Source organism: Bacteroides cutis (assembly GCF_900241005.1).
Lineage (GTDB): Bacteria > Bacteroidota > Bacteroidia > Bacteroidales > Bacteroidaceae > Bacteroides > Bacteroides cutis.
Genome location: NZ_OEST01000006.1, coordinates 19374 through 35927, shown reverse-complemented (window position 1 = coordinate 35927; position 16554 = coordinate 19374). Strand labels below are relative to the sequence as shown.

The following is a 16554-nucleotide window of genomic DNA, read 5'->3' as shown; positions in this document are numbered from 1 at the left end:
CCCCCGCATTTGTAAACATTATTAACCTTACAATACTTGCAGTCCCGTGCTGCGAGCGAAGTTTCCGCCCGTAAAGTAAGCCACAAGCCTACTCTACGGGCGGCAATCGTAGTATCCCTCCTGCCAACAATAGCTTAGGAACACCAGGCACCGTAATCAATTAATCAATATTTTATACTACTATGAGATTGAAGAGTTATCTATTAACGGCACTCACGGCAATACTCCTTGCCGGGTGCAACTGCGACCACACCGACCTGTGGAAGAAAATCAACAGCAACGCCGACCGCATCAAGGCGCTCGAAAAGTGGCAGGAAGAGGTGAACAGCAACCTTGCCTCCCTGCAACAACTGCTCAGTACCACGGACTACATCACCGGCGTCACGCCCGTCACCCAAAGCGGCGTACAGGTGGGCTACACCATCCAGTTCCTGCACACCGCCCCCATCACCATTTATAACGGTGAAAAAGGAGAAAGCGGCGCGCAAGGCGAAAAGGGCGAAGCGGGAAGCACCCCCAAAATCAGCGTCGCGCAGCAAGCGGACGGCAACTGGTACTGGACGCTGAACGGCGAACCGCTGAAAGACGAAGCGGGAAATGCCATACAGGCCAACGGCACACAGGGAGAGCAAGGAGAACCGGGCACTTCCGCCCCCGCCCCGCAGATACTTCTGGGCAGCAGCCTGCCCACAGGCATCACCATCAAGACCGACGGCGGAGCAAAGAACGACGATGCCTGGTACCTGAGCGTAGACAACAAAGTGACGTGGTATCGCATCAACGGAACAGACGGTGCAGACGGTGACGTCCTCTTCGCCAAGAACGGCGTGGACTATACCACCAGTACGGACTACGTCACCTTCACCCTGGCGGACAACACGCCGGACGACCCCGCAGACAACCCCACCCTGCGCATCCCCCTCTATAAAGGCATAGGCATCACCCTGACCTTGCAAGGCTCCGCCACCGCCCTCGACCTGACGCAACCGCTGAACGTGATACAGGGCAACGTGCTGACTTATACCCTGACCGGCAGCGACGCCAGTGTAATGCAAAACGACCTGACCGTGAGCGCACTGATGGCGGATGGCGAAGGATGGACGGCAAAAGCAGACCGCGCAACGAAAACCATCACCCTATCCAGTACCTACACCACCCTCTCGGCAACGCTGGTAGTGATGCTGACGGACAACAAAGACTTCAGCCGCAGCTACACGCTCCCGGTGAAATTCGCGTTCGAGGGAAAGGGCACGGCGGCAGAACCTTACCTGCTGGCCACTGCACAAGCACTAAAAGGGCTTGCTACAATAGTGAACGCGAAACAAAACTATGAGGGCAGCCACTTCAAAATGACGCGGGACATCGACCTTGCCGATGTATGTGGCAAGGATTTGAATGACGGCGCGGGGATTGACTGGACACCGATAGGATATGCCGATTATGATAATGATATTTACGCAAGCTTTGAAGGCACCTTCGATGGCGACGGACACACCATCAGCGGGCTATACATCAACGGAGTATCGAAAGGAAAAAACGCCCAAGCCCTGTTCAGCTATATCGGGCCAAACGCCACGGTGAAGAACTTTACCCTGAAGGGGGAAGTATCGGGATATAAATACATAAGCGGTATCGCGGCAGGCAACAGAGGAACTATCAGCGGATGTACCAACCAATGTATTGTATTAGCGAATTCTGCTACAGAAGAAGGAGAAGATGCAGGCTATGCAGGCGGCATCACCGGAGAGAATGACGGAACCATCATCGACTGCCACAACGAAGCAAAGATAACAGCTACCGGTAATTATAGCTCCCCGATAGGCGGCATAACGGGAAGTAATTACGATGAAGGTATCATCATCAACTGTACCAATTCGGCAACCATACTATCGGAAGGCGAAAGTGATGCTAACGATGGATATGCAGGAGGTATTTCGGGAAAAAACAATAATACCATCACCGGATGTACCAACACAGGAAATGTGACGGGAATTGGATGCGTCGGCGGCATTACAGCAGAGACAAAAGGTGATATCATCTCCGGATGCATCAATACAGGAGACATTACAGGAAAATATACGGTAGGCGGTATCACCGGAAGTTATATGTACGGAAGCCTCATCGCCTGCTACAACACCGGCAACGTGGCGACTACCGGCAGCAGCTACGCAGGCGGCATCGTAGGCACTACCCAAAAAGAGATCACCGCTTGCTACAGCACAGGCAACGTCAACGGTCCCTCGGGAGCCTCTTTGGGAGGTGCCATCGGATCACGCGACGGCGGAGAGCAATCCACCTGCTACTGGGGCATCCCGGGCGGTTCGTCCCTCAATGGGATTGGCTACGACAACGACAGCAGTAATCCCCCTGTAAAAGTAGACGGCAGCACCGTGCAATGGACGGCAGGCAGCGGCGCCGACAACGCCCTCGCCACCATGAACGCCGCCATCGACACATGGAACGCCAATCAAACGGACACCTCCCTGAAGTGCAACTATAAGTACGAAGCCAATTCCGACGCAGCCACCGGCGCCCGGACACCGCTCGTGCTCAAAGCCGTCACCACCCCATAACCGGGCTGCGGAAAACGGATCGCCACGGAGCAAAAAACGGATGAACACCCGGAAAGCGGTTTCATCCATGACAGCGTGAAGATCAAAACGAAAATCCTCCGGGATAAACATTCATAACGCCGGCTTCTGCAAGGTTGATTTTTATCCCTTTGCAGAAGCCGACGTTCATTGGGTATTCTCCTTTCTATCAAGACACGAAGTGACAAATGTCCTCCACAATCTGTGGAACCGTCAGACGGTTCTTTTTCAGTTGTTCACTCACCTTATAACGATCCATGAACTCCTTCTTCACACCATAATTCAACACCTTCATATCCGAAGCTCCATAGTAGCGGGCAATCTTCTCCCCGAAACCACCGTCCAGTACGCCGTCTTCAAGAGTGATGACCAGTGTATGGTCACGTTTCAGGTCATTGAGCAAAGCCTCATCCACCCCGGTAATGTAACGGGGATTGATAAGTGTGGCATCAATGCCGTTCTCCTCCTTGAGACGGGCAACCACCGCCTCGCCCAACTGGTAGAAGGAACCAAGCCCCAATACAGCCACCTTGCTACCGCGGTGCGACACCTCGTAACGGTTCAATATCCTACCGTAATCTTTTTCCGGCTCGATATTCCTGCGGATAACCCCATTGGCAGGTACACGGATGGCAACCGGATGTTCCGTCTGGCGAATTCCCCACTCCAACATCGCCAGATACTCTTCGCGGCAGGTGGGTGCCAGATAAACCATATTAGGGATATTGCCGATAACAGGGATATCAAAGAGACAAAGGTGAGTGACGTCGTTCATGCTCGACAAACTTCCCCAGAAAACAAGTATCAACGCGGGATTATTGTTGATACAAAGATCTTGCGACAACTGGTCGTAGGCACGCTGGATGAAGGTACTGTAAACCCCGAACACAGGTTTTCCACCTCCTGCGGCAATGGCGGAAGACATGGCGACCGCCTGTTCTTCGGCGATACCCATATCCAAAAACTGTTTGCCAGCTTCTTTGCGCCGTTCGGCCGTGAAGCCAAACACGGTAGGCGTACCCGCTGTAATGCCTACCAGAGCCGGGTCTTTCTTCATTTCTTGCAAAAGATAGGTGGCAGTGAGGTCGGCATAATCTTCTTCCTCATCCAAACCTACGGTCGGATTTCCGGTTTCAAGGTTAAACGGAATACTGTAATGAAAACGTTCTTGCTGCTCCTCTGCCAGACGGTATCCCTTACCCTTCAAGGTATTGATATGCACCACGACGGGATGGTCTATATCCTTCACCCGACGGAAGGCTTCCAGCAGTTGCTTCACGTCATTACCGTCTTTCACATAGAAATAGTCGTAACCCATCGCCTTGAAATAGTTGCAGGGAGCTTGTCCGTCTGTCCGGCGCAGCAGCTGCAGGTTGCGGTAAAGTCCGCCGTGGTTCTCGGCAATGGACATCTGGTTATCGTTGACAATGACAATGAGATTCGAACCCAACTCGGCTCCCACATTCAACCCTTCGAATGCCTCACCTCCGCTCAGGGAACCATCACCGATGACGGCAATCACGTTCCCCCACTCTCCTTTCAGGTCACGCGCCTTGGCAAGTCCGGTGGCAAGGCTGACAGAGGTCGACGTATGACCGATGACAAAGAAATCATGTTCGCTTTCCGACGGTTCGGTATATCCCGATACGTCATCGTACTTAGCAGCATTAATAAAGGCTTCTTTACGTCCGGTCAATATTTTATGTGCATAACTCTGGTGCGAAACGTCATAAACAATCTTATCGATAGGCGAAGAGAACACATAATGCAAAGCTACCGTAGCTTCTACCATTCCCAAGTTGGGACCTACATGTCCGCCATGTGCGCTCAGTTTGTCCAATAATATTCGGCGGACTTCTCCGCTCAATGTTTCCAGCTCATCAACTTGAAGCGTCTTCAAGTCAGCAGGGTTATTTATTCTTTCAATATACATACTTTATGGTTTTAAGTTATTTTTCAATTCCGGGTTATTAATATTAATGTCCGAATTCTACTTTTGTTTGGATATCTTGTTCGTTTTGAACAGATACTCCATCTTTTTCATCTATTGTTTTTGTAATGTCTCTATCCGTTTGCGTAATGCCACAAGAGCACTTGCGGCATCCTCCACACCTTCTACCGATTGTTCCAAAGGACAAAGGCCATCTCTTTTCCGGTTCAATATCCGGTGAACCAGTATCGTGTAGCTCGTCGTGATACCGTTTTTGTTCAGAAACTCTATAGCATCTTCACTCATCAGTTCGCCATGTACATGCTTCACCTTGCCACAAATGGCTATGGCAGCCGCCGCACGCCCTATGACTTTATCTACCAAGACTGCATCGGACATCGCCTCCCTATGCTCATCGTACATCACCAATAGCGGACTGACACCATGTCCTCGCTCCTGTCCGTAAATGGTATCATTCTTTATCAATATACACTCGGCCTTGCCATCCTGAATCAGTTTTCTGGCTTCTTCCACCTTTGATTGCGCCATCAGTCCGGTAGTGCATAAAAAGGGAAGGACAAGGAGCCATACATATTTATATATCCGTTTCATTGTATAACCATTCTTTTTAATCATCAATTGACACCAATTCATACTCCATACTTCCTAAACCTATCGCTGCCGCATACTCCACAGTATGCGTTCCATGAAGTTCTTTAATGCGATTTATCAATGGCTGATTATTGTCTCCCTCGGTGGGCTTTACGTTGAAAACGAGGTCGAGACAAGCCTGATCGAGTGCTACGGGATCTGTAGAGGCAAGAATACCGATATCTTTCATTTCAGGAGCGTGCGGGTGGGCATCGCAGTCACAGTCGATGGAAAGGTTGTTCATTACATTTATATATAGGATTTTGTCTCCGAAGTAATCATGTACAGCTTGGGCAGCAGCCGCCATGGACTCAAGAAAATGGTCTTGTTCGGGCAGATTTCCCCAAAGTTCACCCGGTTTCGTGGTTTTACCCGCTGTATGGATATAGGCTTTTCCGTTGGCAGAAGCTACCCCGATGGACTGGTTCTTGAGTACTCCACCGAAACCACCCATGGCGTGCCCCTTGAAGTGCGCCAGATTAATCATAAAATCATAGTTGCTGATGTGTGAACCTACAATGTCATATTTGATATGTGTTGTATCCTTGACCGGAATGTTGATTTCACCCTCGGAATCCATGATGTCAACATCGGCAATTTCAAAGAAACCGTGATCGCGTGCCGCCTGAAGATGTTCGGCGGTAGTGGAACGTTTACCTCCGTATGCCGTGTTGCACTCTACAATCGTTCCTTTTACTTTCTGTACCAAATTCTTGATAAGAGCAGGTTGCAGGAAATTGTGTCCTCCCGGTTCCCCGGTACTGATTTTCACAGCAACACGTCCTTCGGCGGGACGTCCCAGCGCTTCATAAACCTTTACCAACGCTTCGGGTGTGATTTCCCTTGTCATATATACTTTGGGAATAACTGTTTCGGAAATTGAAACTGAGTCGGCAGCCATTTCCGTATTCCCATTCTTTTTGCCTCCGCAAGCCGATAAGCTGACGCAAGCAAGCATTGTAGAAAAGACTAAAAACTTTCTCATAATCATAATTATTATTTTTCTTTTTGTTATATAGTTGCTATTTACGATTGAAATCGTTTGCAAAAGTACCGGGATTTCCAATGCCTGTCGGTAGATATATTACGGTAATTTTTACCAATATTACAGGATGGCAAATAAACTCTATATCGATAGATTACTTCTTACTTACAAACATTTATCAGTCACCGTGAAGAAAACCAGTGTACCCCTTCCTCTTTGCGCAAAATCCCTCAACTTGTGCATTTTTCATCCCTTTTTCTTGTCAAACCCAACTCTTTGCGTAAATTTGCACGCTGATAGTTAACCGGATAATTTCAGTAGCAAGATTCTACTACTCCTATTCCCGGCACTGACCTGACGAAATACTAATACTAATAATTATATAGCATGAGTTTGAAAATTGTTGTATTGGCAAAACAAGTTCCCGACACACGTAATGTCGGGAAAGATGCCATGAAAGCCGACGGAACCATTAACCGTGCGGCACTCCCTGCCATCTTCAACCCCGAAGACCTGAACGCCCTTGAGCAAGCTCTCCGACTGAAAGATGAACATCCGGGTTCTACCGTGACGATCCTGACCATGGGACCGGGACGCGCAGCCGAAATTATTCGTGAAGGACTTTATCGTGGCGCCGATAACGGTTATCTGTTGACCGACCGCGCCTTTGCCGGTGCAGATACGTTGGCTACCTCGTATGCTCTCGCCACTGCCATCAAGAAAATCGGTGATTATGATATTATCATCGGTGGCCGCCAGGCTATCGATGGTGACACGGCACAGGTAGGTCCGCAGGTTGCCGAGAAATTGGGGTTGACACAGGTTACATACGCGGAAGAAATTCTGAATGTAGACGAAGCCTCCAAGAAGATTACCGTGAAACGTCATATTGACGGTGGCGTAGAAACAGTAGAGGCTCCTCTGCCTATCGTTATTACCGTTAACGGAAGTGCCGCTCCTTGCCGTCCGCGCAATGCCAAACTGGTACAGAAATACAAACGTGCCCTCGGTGCACAAGAAAAAGCCGCCATCACCAAAGAAGGCGCCGCACTGGCTTATGCAGAACTTTATGAGAAATATCCTTATCTGAACATTACGGAATGGAGTGTAGCCGACGTAAACGGTGACCTTCCTCAATGTGGTCTGAGCGGTTCGCCTACCAAGGTAAAAACCATTCAGAATATTTCATTCCAAGCCAAAGAAAGCAAGACACTGACAGGCAGCGACCGGGATGTAGAAGATTTGATTGTTGAACTGTTAGCTAACCACACGATAGGATAAGATTATGAATAATGTATTTGTATATTTAGAGATAGAAGGTACTACAGTTGCCGATGTCAGTCTCGAACTCCTGACCAAAGGTCGTAAATTAGCTAATCAGTTGGGTTGCCAGCTGGAAGCTGTGGCTGCCGGAAGTAATCTGGCAGGTATTGAAAAACAAGTAATCCCTTTCGGCGTTGACAAACTCCATGTTTTCGACGCTCCGGGTCTATTCCCCTATACTTCTCTTCCCCACTCTTCTGTACTCATCAACCTGTTTAAGGAAGAAAAACCGCAAATCTGCCTGATGGGCGCCACTGTTATCGGCCGCGACCTCGGTCCGCGCGTTTCTTCGGCACTGACCAGTGGATTGACCGCCGACTGTACGGCTCTTGAAATCGGTGAACACGAAGACAAGAAAGAAGGTAAAGTATATGAAAACCTGTTATACCAAATCCGTCCCGCATTCGGTGGCAACATCGTGGCTACGATTGTAAATCCCGAACATCGCCCGCAAATGGCGACTGTACGCGAGGGTGTGATGAAGAAAGAAATTCTCGATGCCAACTATAAAGGTGAAGTCATCAGACACGACGTTGCCAAGTATGTTCTCGAAACAGACTATGTAGTGAAAGTCATTGACCGTCATGTAGAAAAAGCCAAACACAATTTGAAAGGTGCCCCTATCGTCATTGCCGGTGGTTACGGCATGGGGAGCAAGGAAGGGTTCAATATGCTGTTCGAACTGGCTAAGGAACTTCATGCCGAGGTAGGTGCCAGCCGCGCCGCTGTTGATGCAGGCTTCGCAGACCACGACCGCCAGATAGGTCAGACAGGTGTTACGGTTCGTCCCAAACTTTATATCGCTTGCGGTATCAGCGGACAAATTCAGCACATTGCCGGTATGCAAGAGAGTGGTATCATCATCTCTATCAACAATGACGAGAATGCTCCTATCAATACTATTGCCGATTACGTAATCAATGGTACGGTTGAAGAAGTAATTCCGAAGATGATCAAGTATTACAAACAGAACAGTAAGTAAGGAAACTATGGCTAATTTTTATACAGAAATTCCGGAACTCAAGTTCCATTTAAACAATCCGATGATGGAGCGCATCTGCGAACTGAAAGAACGCGGATATGCAGATAAAGATAAGTTTGACTATGCCCCGCAGGACTATACGGACGCAATAGACTCTTATGACAAAGTGCTGGAAATTACCGGTGAAATTACCGGAGAGATTATAGCTCCCAACGCAGAAGGTGTAGACGAAGAAGGTCCCCACTGTGCCAATGGCCGTGTAGAATATGCCAGTGGTACAAAGCAGAACCTCGATGCCATGGTAAAAGCCGGATTGAACGGTATGACCATGCCACGCCGTTTCGGTGGGCTGAACTTCCCGATTACCCCGTACACCATGTGTGCGGAAATCGTTGCAGCAGCCGATGCCGGCTTTGGTAATATCTGGTCATTGCAAGACTGTATCGAAACGCTTTATGAATTTGGTAACGAAGACCAACATAGCCGTTTCATCCCGCGTATTTGTGCCGGAGAAACCATGTCTATGGACTTGACGGAACCGGATGCAGGTTCCGACCTCCAAAGTGTTATGTTGAAAGCTACCTTCGACGAAGAAAACAACTGTTGGCGTCTGAACGGTGTAAAGCGTTTCATCACTAATGGTGATGCTGACTTGCACCTCGTATTGGCACGTTCTGAAGAAGGGACAAAAGATGGCCGTGGTCTTTCCATGTTCATCTATGACAAACGCGAAGGTGGTGTAAACGTTCGCCGTATTGAAAACAAGTTAGGTATCCACGGTTCACCTACTTGCGAACTGGTTTATAAGAATGCCAAAGCTGAACTCTGCGGTGACCGTAAGCTCGGTTTGATTAAATATGTAATGGCACTGATGAACGGTGCACGTTTAGGCATCGCCGCCCAGTCGGTTGGTTTGAGTCAGGCCGCCTACAATGAAGGTTTGGCATATGCAAAAGACCGTAAGCAGTTCGGTAAAGCAATCATTGAGTTCCCAGCCGTATACGACATGCTGGCTATCATGAAAGCCAAGTTGGATGCCGGTCGTGCATTGCTATACCAGACCTCACGTTATGTAGACATTTACAAAGCCCTGGATGATATTGCCCGCGAACGTAAACTAACCCCGGAAGAACGTCAGGAACAAAAGAAATATGCCAAACTGGCTGACTCTTTCACTCCGCTGGCTAAAGGTATGAACTCCGAATATGCCAATCAGAATGCATACGACAGTATCCAAATACATGGCGGTTCCGGTTTCATGTTGGAATATGCATGCCAACGTATCTACCGTGATGCACGTATCACGAGTATTTACGAAGGTACTACCCAGTTACAGACAGTAGCCGCCATCCGCTATGTAACGAATGGTTCTTATACCGCCACCTTACGTGATTATGAGCAAATATCTTGCAGCGCAGAAATGCAGCCGTTGATGGAGCGTATAAAAGAAATGACCAACAAGTTCGATGCTTGCAACAATGCCGTAAAGGAAAGCGGTAATCAAGAACTGCTGGATTTCGTTTCACGCCGTCTTTACGAAATGGCTGCCGTATGCGTAATGTCTCATTTACTGATTCAAGATGCAACAAAGGCTCCCGAACTGTTTTCTAAGTCTGCTCTTGTTTATGTAAATTATGCAGAAGCAGAAATAGAAAAGCACTTCAATTTTATCCGTAAGTTCAGAGCTGAAGAACTGGAAAGCTATCATAAATAAACAATAGATACTCTCACAAAAAAACGTTCCATCCTTCAAAAGAAGGATGGAACGTTTTTTTTATCTATTTATTCTCAATCAGAAATCCTCAAACAACCTCAACCTGTTATGTAAGGAGTGTATCTCACGCTGCATTTCCTCCATACGTTCCAGTAAATGATGGATGGCATCGATGCCTTCCATATTAATGGATAAATCATAATACATGCGGCTGTAGCGTTCCACATCCGGCAATTGGGAAAACAACAAATAACGTTCTCCATTCTCCGCCTGAATATCTATCAGACCACTTTCCTGCAGCATTTCAATGAACGAGGGCTCTATGTGGCACTTGTCACAATACTCACTGATTATAATTAATTCGCTTTGCATAACTCGTTCTCCTTTTTTAGTTCATACTTTGAATTTTACGGAACATCTCTTTCTGTTGTTCCGTCAGGTTCGTTGGCAACTTCACAGAATAAGTCACAATTAAATCACCAAACTGTCCTTCTTTCTTATATATAGGGAAACCCTTCCCTTTCAGACGAACTTTCGTTCCACCTTGTGTTTCAGGTTTCACCTTCAACTTCACTTGACCTTCCAACGTATTCACCAACTTTTCACCCCCCAGAAGTGCCGTATAAAGGTCAACATCCACATCTACATATAAATCGTCGCCCAAACGTTTGAATACAGGATCGTCTGCAATCATAAAAGTGATGTACAAGTCTCCCGCAGGTCCTCCGTTAATACCTTCACCACCATAACCTTTCAACTTGATGACCTGCCCATTAGCCACACCTGCCGGTATAGTAATACGGACTTTTTTTCCGTTCACCGTCAATATTTGTTTATGGGTTTGAGCAGCATCCCGAAGTGACAGGCTTAGTTCTGCATTAAAGTCTTGCCCTCGAAAACCGGAATTTGTACCACCTCCACCACGAGTTCTGTGTCCAAACATATGCTCAAAAAAGTCAGAGAAACCTTCGGCATTGCTACCCGAGAATTCCTGCCCGTCCGATGAGTACCAATACGTACCACTTCCATCCGTACCGAAACCTGCTCCATCAAAACCGCCTCCACTAAATCCTCCGAAGCCTCTTGCACCGGCTTGTTGCCGTGCCTTCTTTTGTGCTTCAAACTCATCAGCATGTTTCCAATGTTCACCATATTCGTCATATTTCTTCCGCTTTTCAGGATCACTCAGCACTTCGTTTGCCTCGTTGATGGTCTGAAATTTATCCTTAGCCGTAGAGTCATTAGGGTTCAAGTCAGGATGATATTTGCGAGCCAATTTACGGAACGCCTTTTTGATGTCATCCTGAGATGCCGTTCTGTCCACTCCAAGAACTTGATAATAATCAATATAAGCCATAGTTTATAAGTTTTGTTTCTATATATACAAAAACAAATAACACACCAAACCAAAGTTTGATGTGCTAAAATAAGTAAACGATAATTAATTGAACGAGGAACTACGATAAACTTTCTCTTACCGATTGCAATAAATGTTCAATATCCTCGGGAGTTGTATCAAAAGAAGTCACAAAACGTATTTCATTTGCCTCCTCATTCCAAAAATAAAAGAAATAAGATTTGAATAATCGTTCAATAGCAGGACGAGGCAGGGTAAGAAACAACTGGTTACTTTCCATCGACTGCGTAAAACGAACGCCGGGTAATTTCTTCAAGCCATCATACAGTACTTTCGCCATTACATTGGCATGTAAAGCATTCTTCAACCAAAGTTCATCTGTCAAATAAGCAGTAAACTGACACGACAAGTAACGTAATTTAGAGGCAAGCTGAGCAGACTGCTTACGGATAAAACAAGCTTCTTTCTTTAAAATCGGATTGAAGACGATAACGCTCTCACCTACCATCAAACCGTTCTTCGTTCCTCCAAAACTAAGTACATCAATTCCACAATCCACTGTCAACTCTTTAAGACCAAGGTTTAATGCTGCACAAGCATTCGCCAAGCGAGCACCATCCATATGGACATACATACCATATAAATGTGCCAGTTCAGTAAGAGCACGAAGTTCTTCTGGCTTATAGATAGTACCCATTTCAGTACATTGGGAGATATAAATAACTCCCGGTTGCGAATGATGTTGCTCACCGAAATGACATAAATAAGGACGAATTAATTCAGGAGTAAGTTTACCATCAGAAGTGACTATAGGACGTATCTGACAACCTGTCATGCGAGCAGGCGAGCCACACTCGTCCACATAAATATGTGCAGTCTCGGCACATATAATGGAATTGAAAGGACGCGTACAGAGTTGTAGGGCTACTGCATTGCTGCCTGTTCCATTGAATACAAACAACGGCTCACAATCGGAAGTAAATACTTCCTTGATTTTACGGATAGCTTCTTCTGTCCAAGGATCATCACCATAACCTACAGCATGGTCCTGATTTGCCCGGTTCAAAGCCTCCATTACCAAAGGATGTACGCCGGAATTATTGTCTGATGCAAAACTTCTCATTGTCGTTTTTTTTTATTTTATTGAAAAAGGATACACAAAGGAAATAATATTCTACAACATGAGAAAACAAAGAGATACAGATTTTATAGAAAGAGACACAAATTTCACAATCTACCCAAAATTCCTTCCGTATTGCAAAATCCGCGTCTCTCCAAAACTTAATTTAATCGGTTCTCCTTATCCGATATATACGTTTACTCCCAGTGAGACATAAAGTTCATCATCTTCCTGATAAAGCTCAATCTTATTCTCACGGGCAAGCCAACCAATGGCTGCTCCCAATTCTTTGTCCTTCAATCCGGACTTTCTTTTCAAGGTACCATAACTCCATTTGGCATAATCGCTGAGCAATTGCCAAATTTTACCGGCATTCAGCCCAATTTCGTCTTTGTTCATTTTACTTTCCAAATTAAAAAAGGTTAATAGTTGTTGATCAAGTTATCTCCATGAAATATAAAGATACCGTTTTAAAGTTGGATAACACTAAAATCAAACAAAAGATATAGGATTTAATTACTTTTGTAACAGTTTTGTAATTTTACACGATTTATATTGACATATATCAAGGAAAAGAGAATAAAAAAACTGCGGTGTCTCTATAAGATACCGCAGTCACTTTATTTAATTCAGAAATCAGGGAAAAAACAATTATTACATCATTCCACCCATACCTCCCATTCCAGGAGCGCCCATCGGCATTTCAGGTTTGTCTTCTTTCTTTTCTACAATCACACATTCAGTAGTCAAGAACATACCTGCAATAGAAGCTGCATTTTCAAGAGCCACACGAGTCACTTTGGCAGGATCTACTACACCGGCCGCATGCAGATTTTCATAAACATCAGTACGGGCGTTATATCCGAAATCAGCTTTACCTTCACGTACTTTCTGTACGACAACAGCACCCTCTTTACCGGCATTGGCAACAATCTGACGTAACGGTTCCTCAATGGCACGTTTAATGATATCAATACCTGTAGTCTCATCAGCATTTTCACCTTGCAAACCTTCAAGAGCATCCAATGCACGAATATAGGCCACACCACCACCTGCAACAATACCTTCTTCAATAGCAGCACGCGTTGCACGCAAAGCATCGTCTACGCGATCTTTCTTTTCCTTCATTTCAACTTCAGAAGCCGCACCTACATAAAGAACAGCCACACCACCAGACAACTTAGCCAGACGTTCCTGCAACTTTTCCTTATCATAATCGGATTTAGTAGCAGCTATTTGGGCTTTGATTTGTTCGCAACGTTCCTTGATATTTTCTTTAGCACCAGCACCGTTTACGATGGTTGTGTTATCTTTAGAAACAGTGACTTTATCGGCAGTACCCAACATTTCAATAGTTGCCTGTTCCAATTTCAAGCCTTTTTCTTCGCTAATAACAACACCACCAGTCAATACCGCAATATCTTCCAACATTTCTTTACGACGGTCGCCAAAACCCGGAGCCTTCACAGCACAAATCTTCAACTGAGAACGCAGACGATTTACAACCAATGTAGTCAAGGCCTCGCTATCTACATCTTCCGCAATTACTAACAGAGGACGCCCTGTCTGCACAGCCGGTTCAAGGATAGGCAAGAAATCTTTCAGATTAGAAATTTTTTTGTCGTAAATCAAAATGTACGGCTTTTCCATTTCGCACTCCATCTTCTCCGTATTGGTTACGAAATAAGCAGAGAGATAACCACGATCGAACTGCATACCCTCCACTACACCAATTGTAGTATCAGTACCTTTAGCTTCCTCAATAGTGATAACACCATCCTTAGAAACTTTACGCATTGCATCTGCAATCAACTTACCGATAACCGGATCATTGTTGGCAGATACAGAAGCAACCTGTTCAATCTTATCGTAATTGTCACCTACCTTTTCGGCCTGACTCTTTATAGATTCTACCACTTTGGCAACAGCCTTATCAATACCACGTTTGATATCCATTGGGCTTGCACCGGCGGTTACATTCTTCAAGCCTTCGGCTACAATAGCCTGAGCTAATACAGTAGCAGTTGTTGTACCGTCACCAGCATCGTCGCCTGTCTTGGAAGCAACCTCCTTTACAAGCTGCGCACCGGTATTTTGGTATGCATCAGCCAATTCAACCTCTTTGGCAACCGTCACACCATCCTTTGTAATGTGGGGAGCACCAAATTTCTTCTCGATAATTACGTTACGTCCTTTAGGGCCAAGAGTTACTTTTACTGCATTTGCCAATGTATCGATCCCTTTCTTCAATTGGTCACGGGCATCGATATTAAATAATATTTCTTTTGCCATAATGTTTATCTATTTACTAATAATGAATACTAATTACAAATTATCCCAAAACAGCGAGCACATCACTTTGACGCATAATGAGGTATTTAGTTCCTTCAACTTCCAGTTCTGTTCCGGCATATTTACCGTACAGTACAGTATCACCAACCTTCAACACCATTTCTTCATCTTTTGTTCCGTTGCCTACTGCAATAACTTCACCCTTTAATGGCTTTTCTTTTGCTGTATCAGGAATAATGATACCGCCAATTGTCTTTTCTTCTGCAGGTGCAGGGAGTATCAACACTCTGTCTGCCAATGGTTTAATGTTCATAGTTTTTTTGCTTTAATATGTTATACATTATACATGTTATAGTAATTTTGCTTTAAATAAGCGATAAAGGACTTACGAAAACTATGCCAAAATGGAAAACTGTTTGTTTGGCAGATAAATACTGACAAAATGGCAAAGGATAAGACAAATATAGGAAAATCCGAAAAATAGAAGAAAAATTCAATCAGGCTTTTTCAAGAAAACCTACAGATAATCTGCCAACCGATAACGGCCTTTTTTCTGTGTTGTTTTTCTATACTGAATCACCTGCTGAGGACAAGCATGTACACAAGCCATGCAATGAATACATTGATTTCCCCACATCGGATGTCCGTCTACCTGCCTGATATTCTCCACCGGACAAACCTTATCACATATTCCACAAGATATGCATCCCTCATCTACATGAAATCCCTTGTGATTGATTGTAAAACGAACAAATAATGGATTTATGATATATGTTTTAAGCCATGCGGCACCACCCTCATTCACTTTCCACACCTTTTTCTGTTCGAGCACAGCCGCTGCAACGGAAACAATCATCTGCCGTGCATTCTCTATCTTTTTACGACAAAGTTCATCATCATCGAGATTAAACATCGGAATATACGTATTGGGCATAGCAACAGACCAAGCAGCATCCAAAGGGAAATGCTTTGCCAGGCGATTCATCCCCTTCCCCATATCATCACCACACGTACATATCGCATAACGATATTGGCAATGAGGAAACTGAAGATTTGATAAGAAACCAATAATTACACGTGGCACATACCATGCATGTACCGGAAAAACAATACCGACCTTTTCTTCGTTTATCAAATCTTCAGGTAATACTTCCTGTTTCAAACAGTCGGCAATATTAATTATTGTATCGTTTGTAGCCTCTGCCAGTTGTTGGGCAACCCAACGAGAATTTCCAGTTCCGGTAAAATAGAGTATCATGCATTAGAATTATGTATATGAAAAATATTACAGTTACTTTTAATCCAGTAACTCCTCAATCGAATAACTCTCCCAGAACGTTTTTGTAGAATGTACCAGCGAACTACCCATGTAAAGTAGAAACAGCAATGCTATGACAATCATCAAAAAACTGACGAGGGCATTGTGCTTTTCTTGTTTGTATTCAATGGAAACCATAAGAACCTCCTTTTTTATTGTCATTGCAAAAATAGGAGTAAGATTTTACATTTATCCTACACAAGTAGAACAAAAAAATATCGTTCGTCCTATTTTGTGCCATAAATATACAAAAAAAGGAGCTATTTTGTGCTCCTTTTTAAATGTATTTCA

At 45.2% G+C, this 16554-nt stretch carries 15 protein-coding genes and 1 pseudogene; 5 read left to right on the top strand and 11 right to left on the bottom strand.

Going from position 1 to position 16554, the window contains the following annotated elements; all coding sequences use genetic code 11:
* Positions 1-182 precede the first annotated feature (182 nt).
* Positions 183-575: pseudogene (locus C1A09_RS16770) on the top strand (PL29 family lyase N-terminal domain-containing protein); the annotation flags it as partial.
* A 603-nt stretch (positions 576-1178) separates the two neighbouring features.
* A complete protein-coding gene (locus C1A09_RS16565) occupies positions 1179-2573 on the top strand; it encodes a hypothetical protein (RefSeq protein ID WP_245875031.1) in 1395 nt (464 codons plus the stop codon).
* A 187-nt stretch (positions 2574-2760) separates the two neighbouring features.
* On the opposite strand, the gene C1A09_RS13040 is transcribed toward C1A09_RS16565, so the two are convergent.
* The 3 genes from C1A09_RS13040 to C1A09_RS13030 all read right to left on the bottom strand — a co-directional run bounded on the left by C1A09_RS13040 (position 2761) and on the right by C1A09_RS13030 (position 6073).
* On the bottom strand, positions 2761-4524 hold the full coding sequence (locus C1A09_RS13040) for a 1-deoxy-D-xylulose-5-phosphate synthase (protein WP_101544912.1): 1764 nt from the start codon (positions 4522-4524) through the stop codon (positions 2761-2763).
* A 111-nt stretch (positions 4525-4635) separates the two neighbouring features.
* Complete coding sequence (locus tag C1A09_RS13035) at positions 4636-5133, bottom strand: DUF1893 domain-containing protein (protein ID WP_158557842.1); 498 nt, start codon at positions 5131-5133, stop codon at positions 4636-4638.
* A gap of 16 nt (positions 5134-5149) precedes the next feature.
* Complete coding sequence (locus tag C1A09_RS13030) at positions 5150-6073, bottom strand: DUF362 domain-containing protein (RefSeq protein ID WP_233519910.1); 924 nt, start codon at positions 6071-6073, stop codon at positions 5150-5152.
* A gap of 471 nt (positions 6074-6544) precedes the next feature.
* Here C1A09_RS13030 and C1A09_RS13025 point away from each other — a divergent pair, with 471 nt between their 5' ends.
* Genes C1A09_RS13025 through C1A09_RS13015 form a run of 3 tightly spaced genes read left to right on the top strand, consistent with a single transcriptional unit; the run spans position 6545 to position 10176 of the window.
* The gene (locus C1A09_RS13025) at positions 6545-7438 is read left to right on the top strand and encodes an electron transfer flavoprotein subunit beta/FixA family protein (protein WP_101544906.1); all 894 of its coding nucleotides are present in this window, start codon (positions 6545-6547) and stop codon (positions 7436-7438) included.
* Positions 7439-7442: 4 nt separating this feature from the next.
* Complete coding sequence (locus C1A09_RS13020) at positions 7443-8462, top strand: electron transfer flavoprotein subunit alpha/FixB family protein (RefSeq protein WP_101544903.1); 1020 nt, start codon at positions 7443-7445, stop codon at positions 8460-8462.
* 7 nt (positions 8463-8469) lie between these two features.
* Positions 8470-10176: an acyl-CoA dehydrogenase family protein gene (locus C1A09_RS13015; protein ID WP_101544901.1), complete on the top strand. Its 1707-nt coding sequence runs from the start codon at positions 8470-8472 to the stop codon at positions 10174-10176.
* Between the two features lie 78 nt (positions 10177-10254).
* Here the strand turns inward: C1A09_RS13015 and C1A09_RS13010 are convergent, their stop codons facing one another.
* The 8 genes from C1A09_RS13010 to C1A09_RS16385 all read right to left on the bottom strand — a co-directional run bounded on the left by C1A09_RS13010 (position 10255) and on the right by C1A09_RS16385 (position 16401).
* Complete coding sequence (locus C1A09_RS13010) at positions 10255-10548, bottom strand: chaperone modulator CbpM (RefSeq protein ID WP_101544898.1); 294 nt, start codon at positions 10546-10548, stop codon at positions 10255-10257.
* A gap of 16 nt (positions 10549-10564) precedes the next feature.
* The gene (locus C1A09_RS13005) at positions 10565-11533 is read right to left on the bottom strand and encodes a J domain-containing protein (RefSeq protein ID WP_101544896.1); all 969 of its coding nucleotides are present in this window, start codon (positions 11531-11533) and stop codon (positions 10565-10567) included.
* A gap of 100 nt (positions 11534-11633) precedes the next feature.
* Complete coding sequence (locus tag C1A09_RS13000; protein WP_101544894.1) at positions 11634-12656, bottom strand: threonine aldolase family protein; 1023 nt, start codon at positions 12654-12656, stop codon at positions 11634-11636.
* Positions 12657-12833: 177 nt separating this feature from the next.
* Positions 12834-13052 carry a winged helix-turn-helix domain-containing protein gene (locus C1A09_RS12995; protein ID WP_101544892.1) on the bottom strand — a complete coding sequence of 73 codons (219 nt, stop codon included), beginning with the start codon at positions 13050-13052 and terminating at the stop codon, positions 12834-12836.
* Positions 13053-13307: 255 nt separating this feature from the next.
* On the bottom strand, positions 13308-14945 hold the full coding sequence (gene groL / locus C1A09_RS12990) for a chaperonin GroEL (protein ID WP_101544889.1): 1638 nt from the start codon (positions 14943-14945) through the stop codon (positions 13308-13310).
* A gap of 40 nt (positions 14946-14985) precedes the next feature.
* The gene (locus C1A09_RS12985; RefSeq protein WP_004290132.1) at positions 14986-15258 is read right to left on the bottom strand and encodes a co-chaperone GroES; all 273 of its coding nucleotides are present in this window, start codon (positions 15256-15258) and stop codon (positions 14986-14988) included.
* A 204-nt stretch (positions 15259-15462) separates the two neighbouring features.
* On the bottom strand, positions 15463-16203 hold the full coding sequence (locus C1A09_RS12980; RefSeq protein ID WP_101544887.1) for an EFR1 family ferrodoxin: 741 nt from the start codon (positions 16201-16203) through the stop codon (positions 15463-15465).
* A 39-nt stretch (positions 16204-16242) separates the two neighbouring features.
* Positions 16243-16401: a hypothetical protein gene (locus tag C1A09_RS16385; RefSeq protein ID WP_180949226.1), complete on the bottom strand. Its 159-nt coding sequence runs from the start codon at positions 16399-16401 to the stop codon at positions 16243-16245.
* Between the last annotated feature and the right edge of the window lie 153 nt (positions 16402-16554).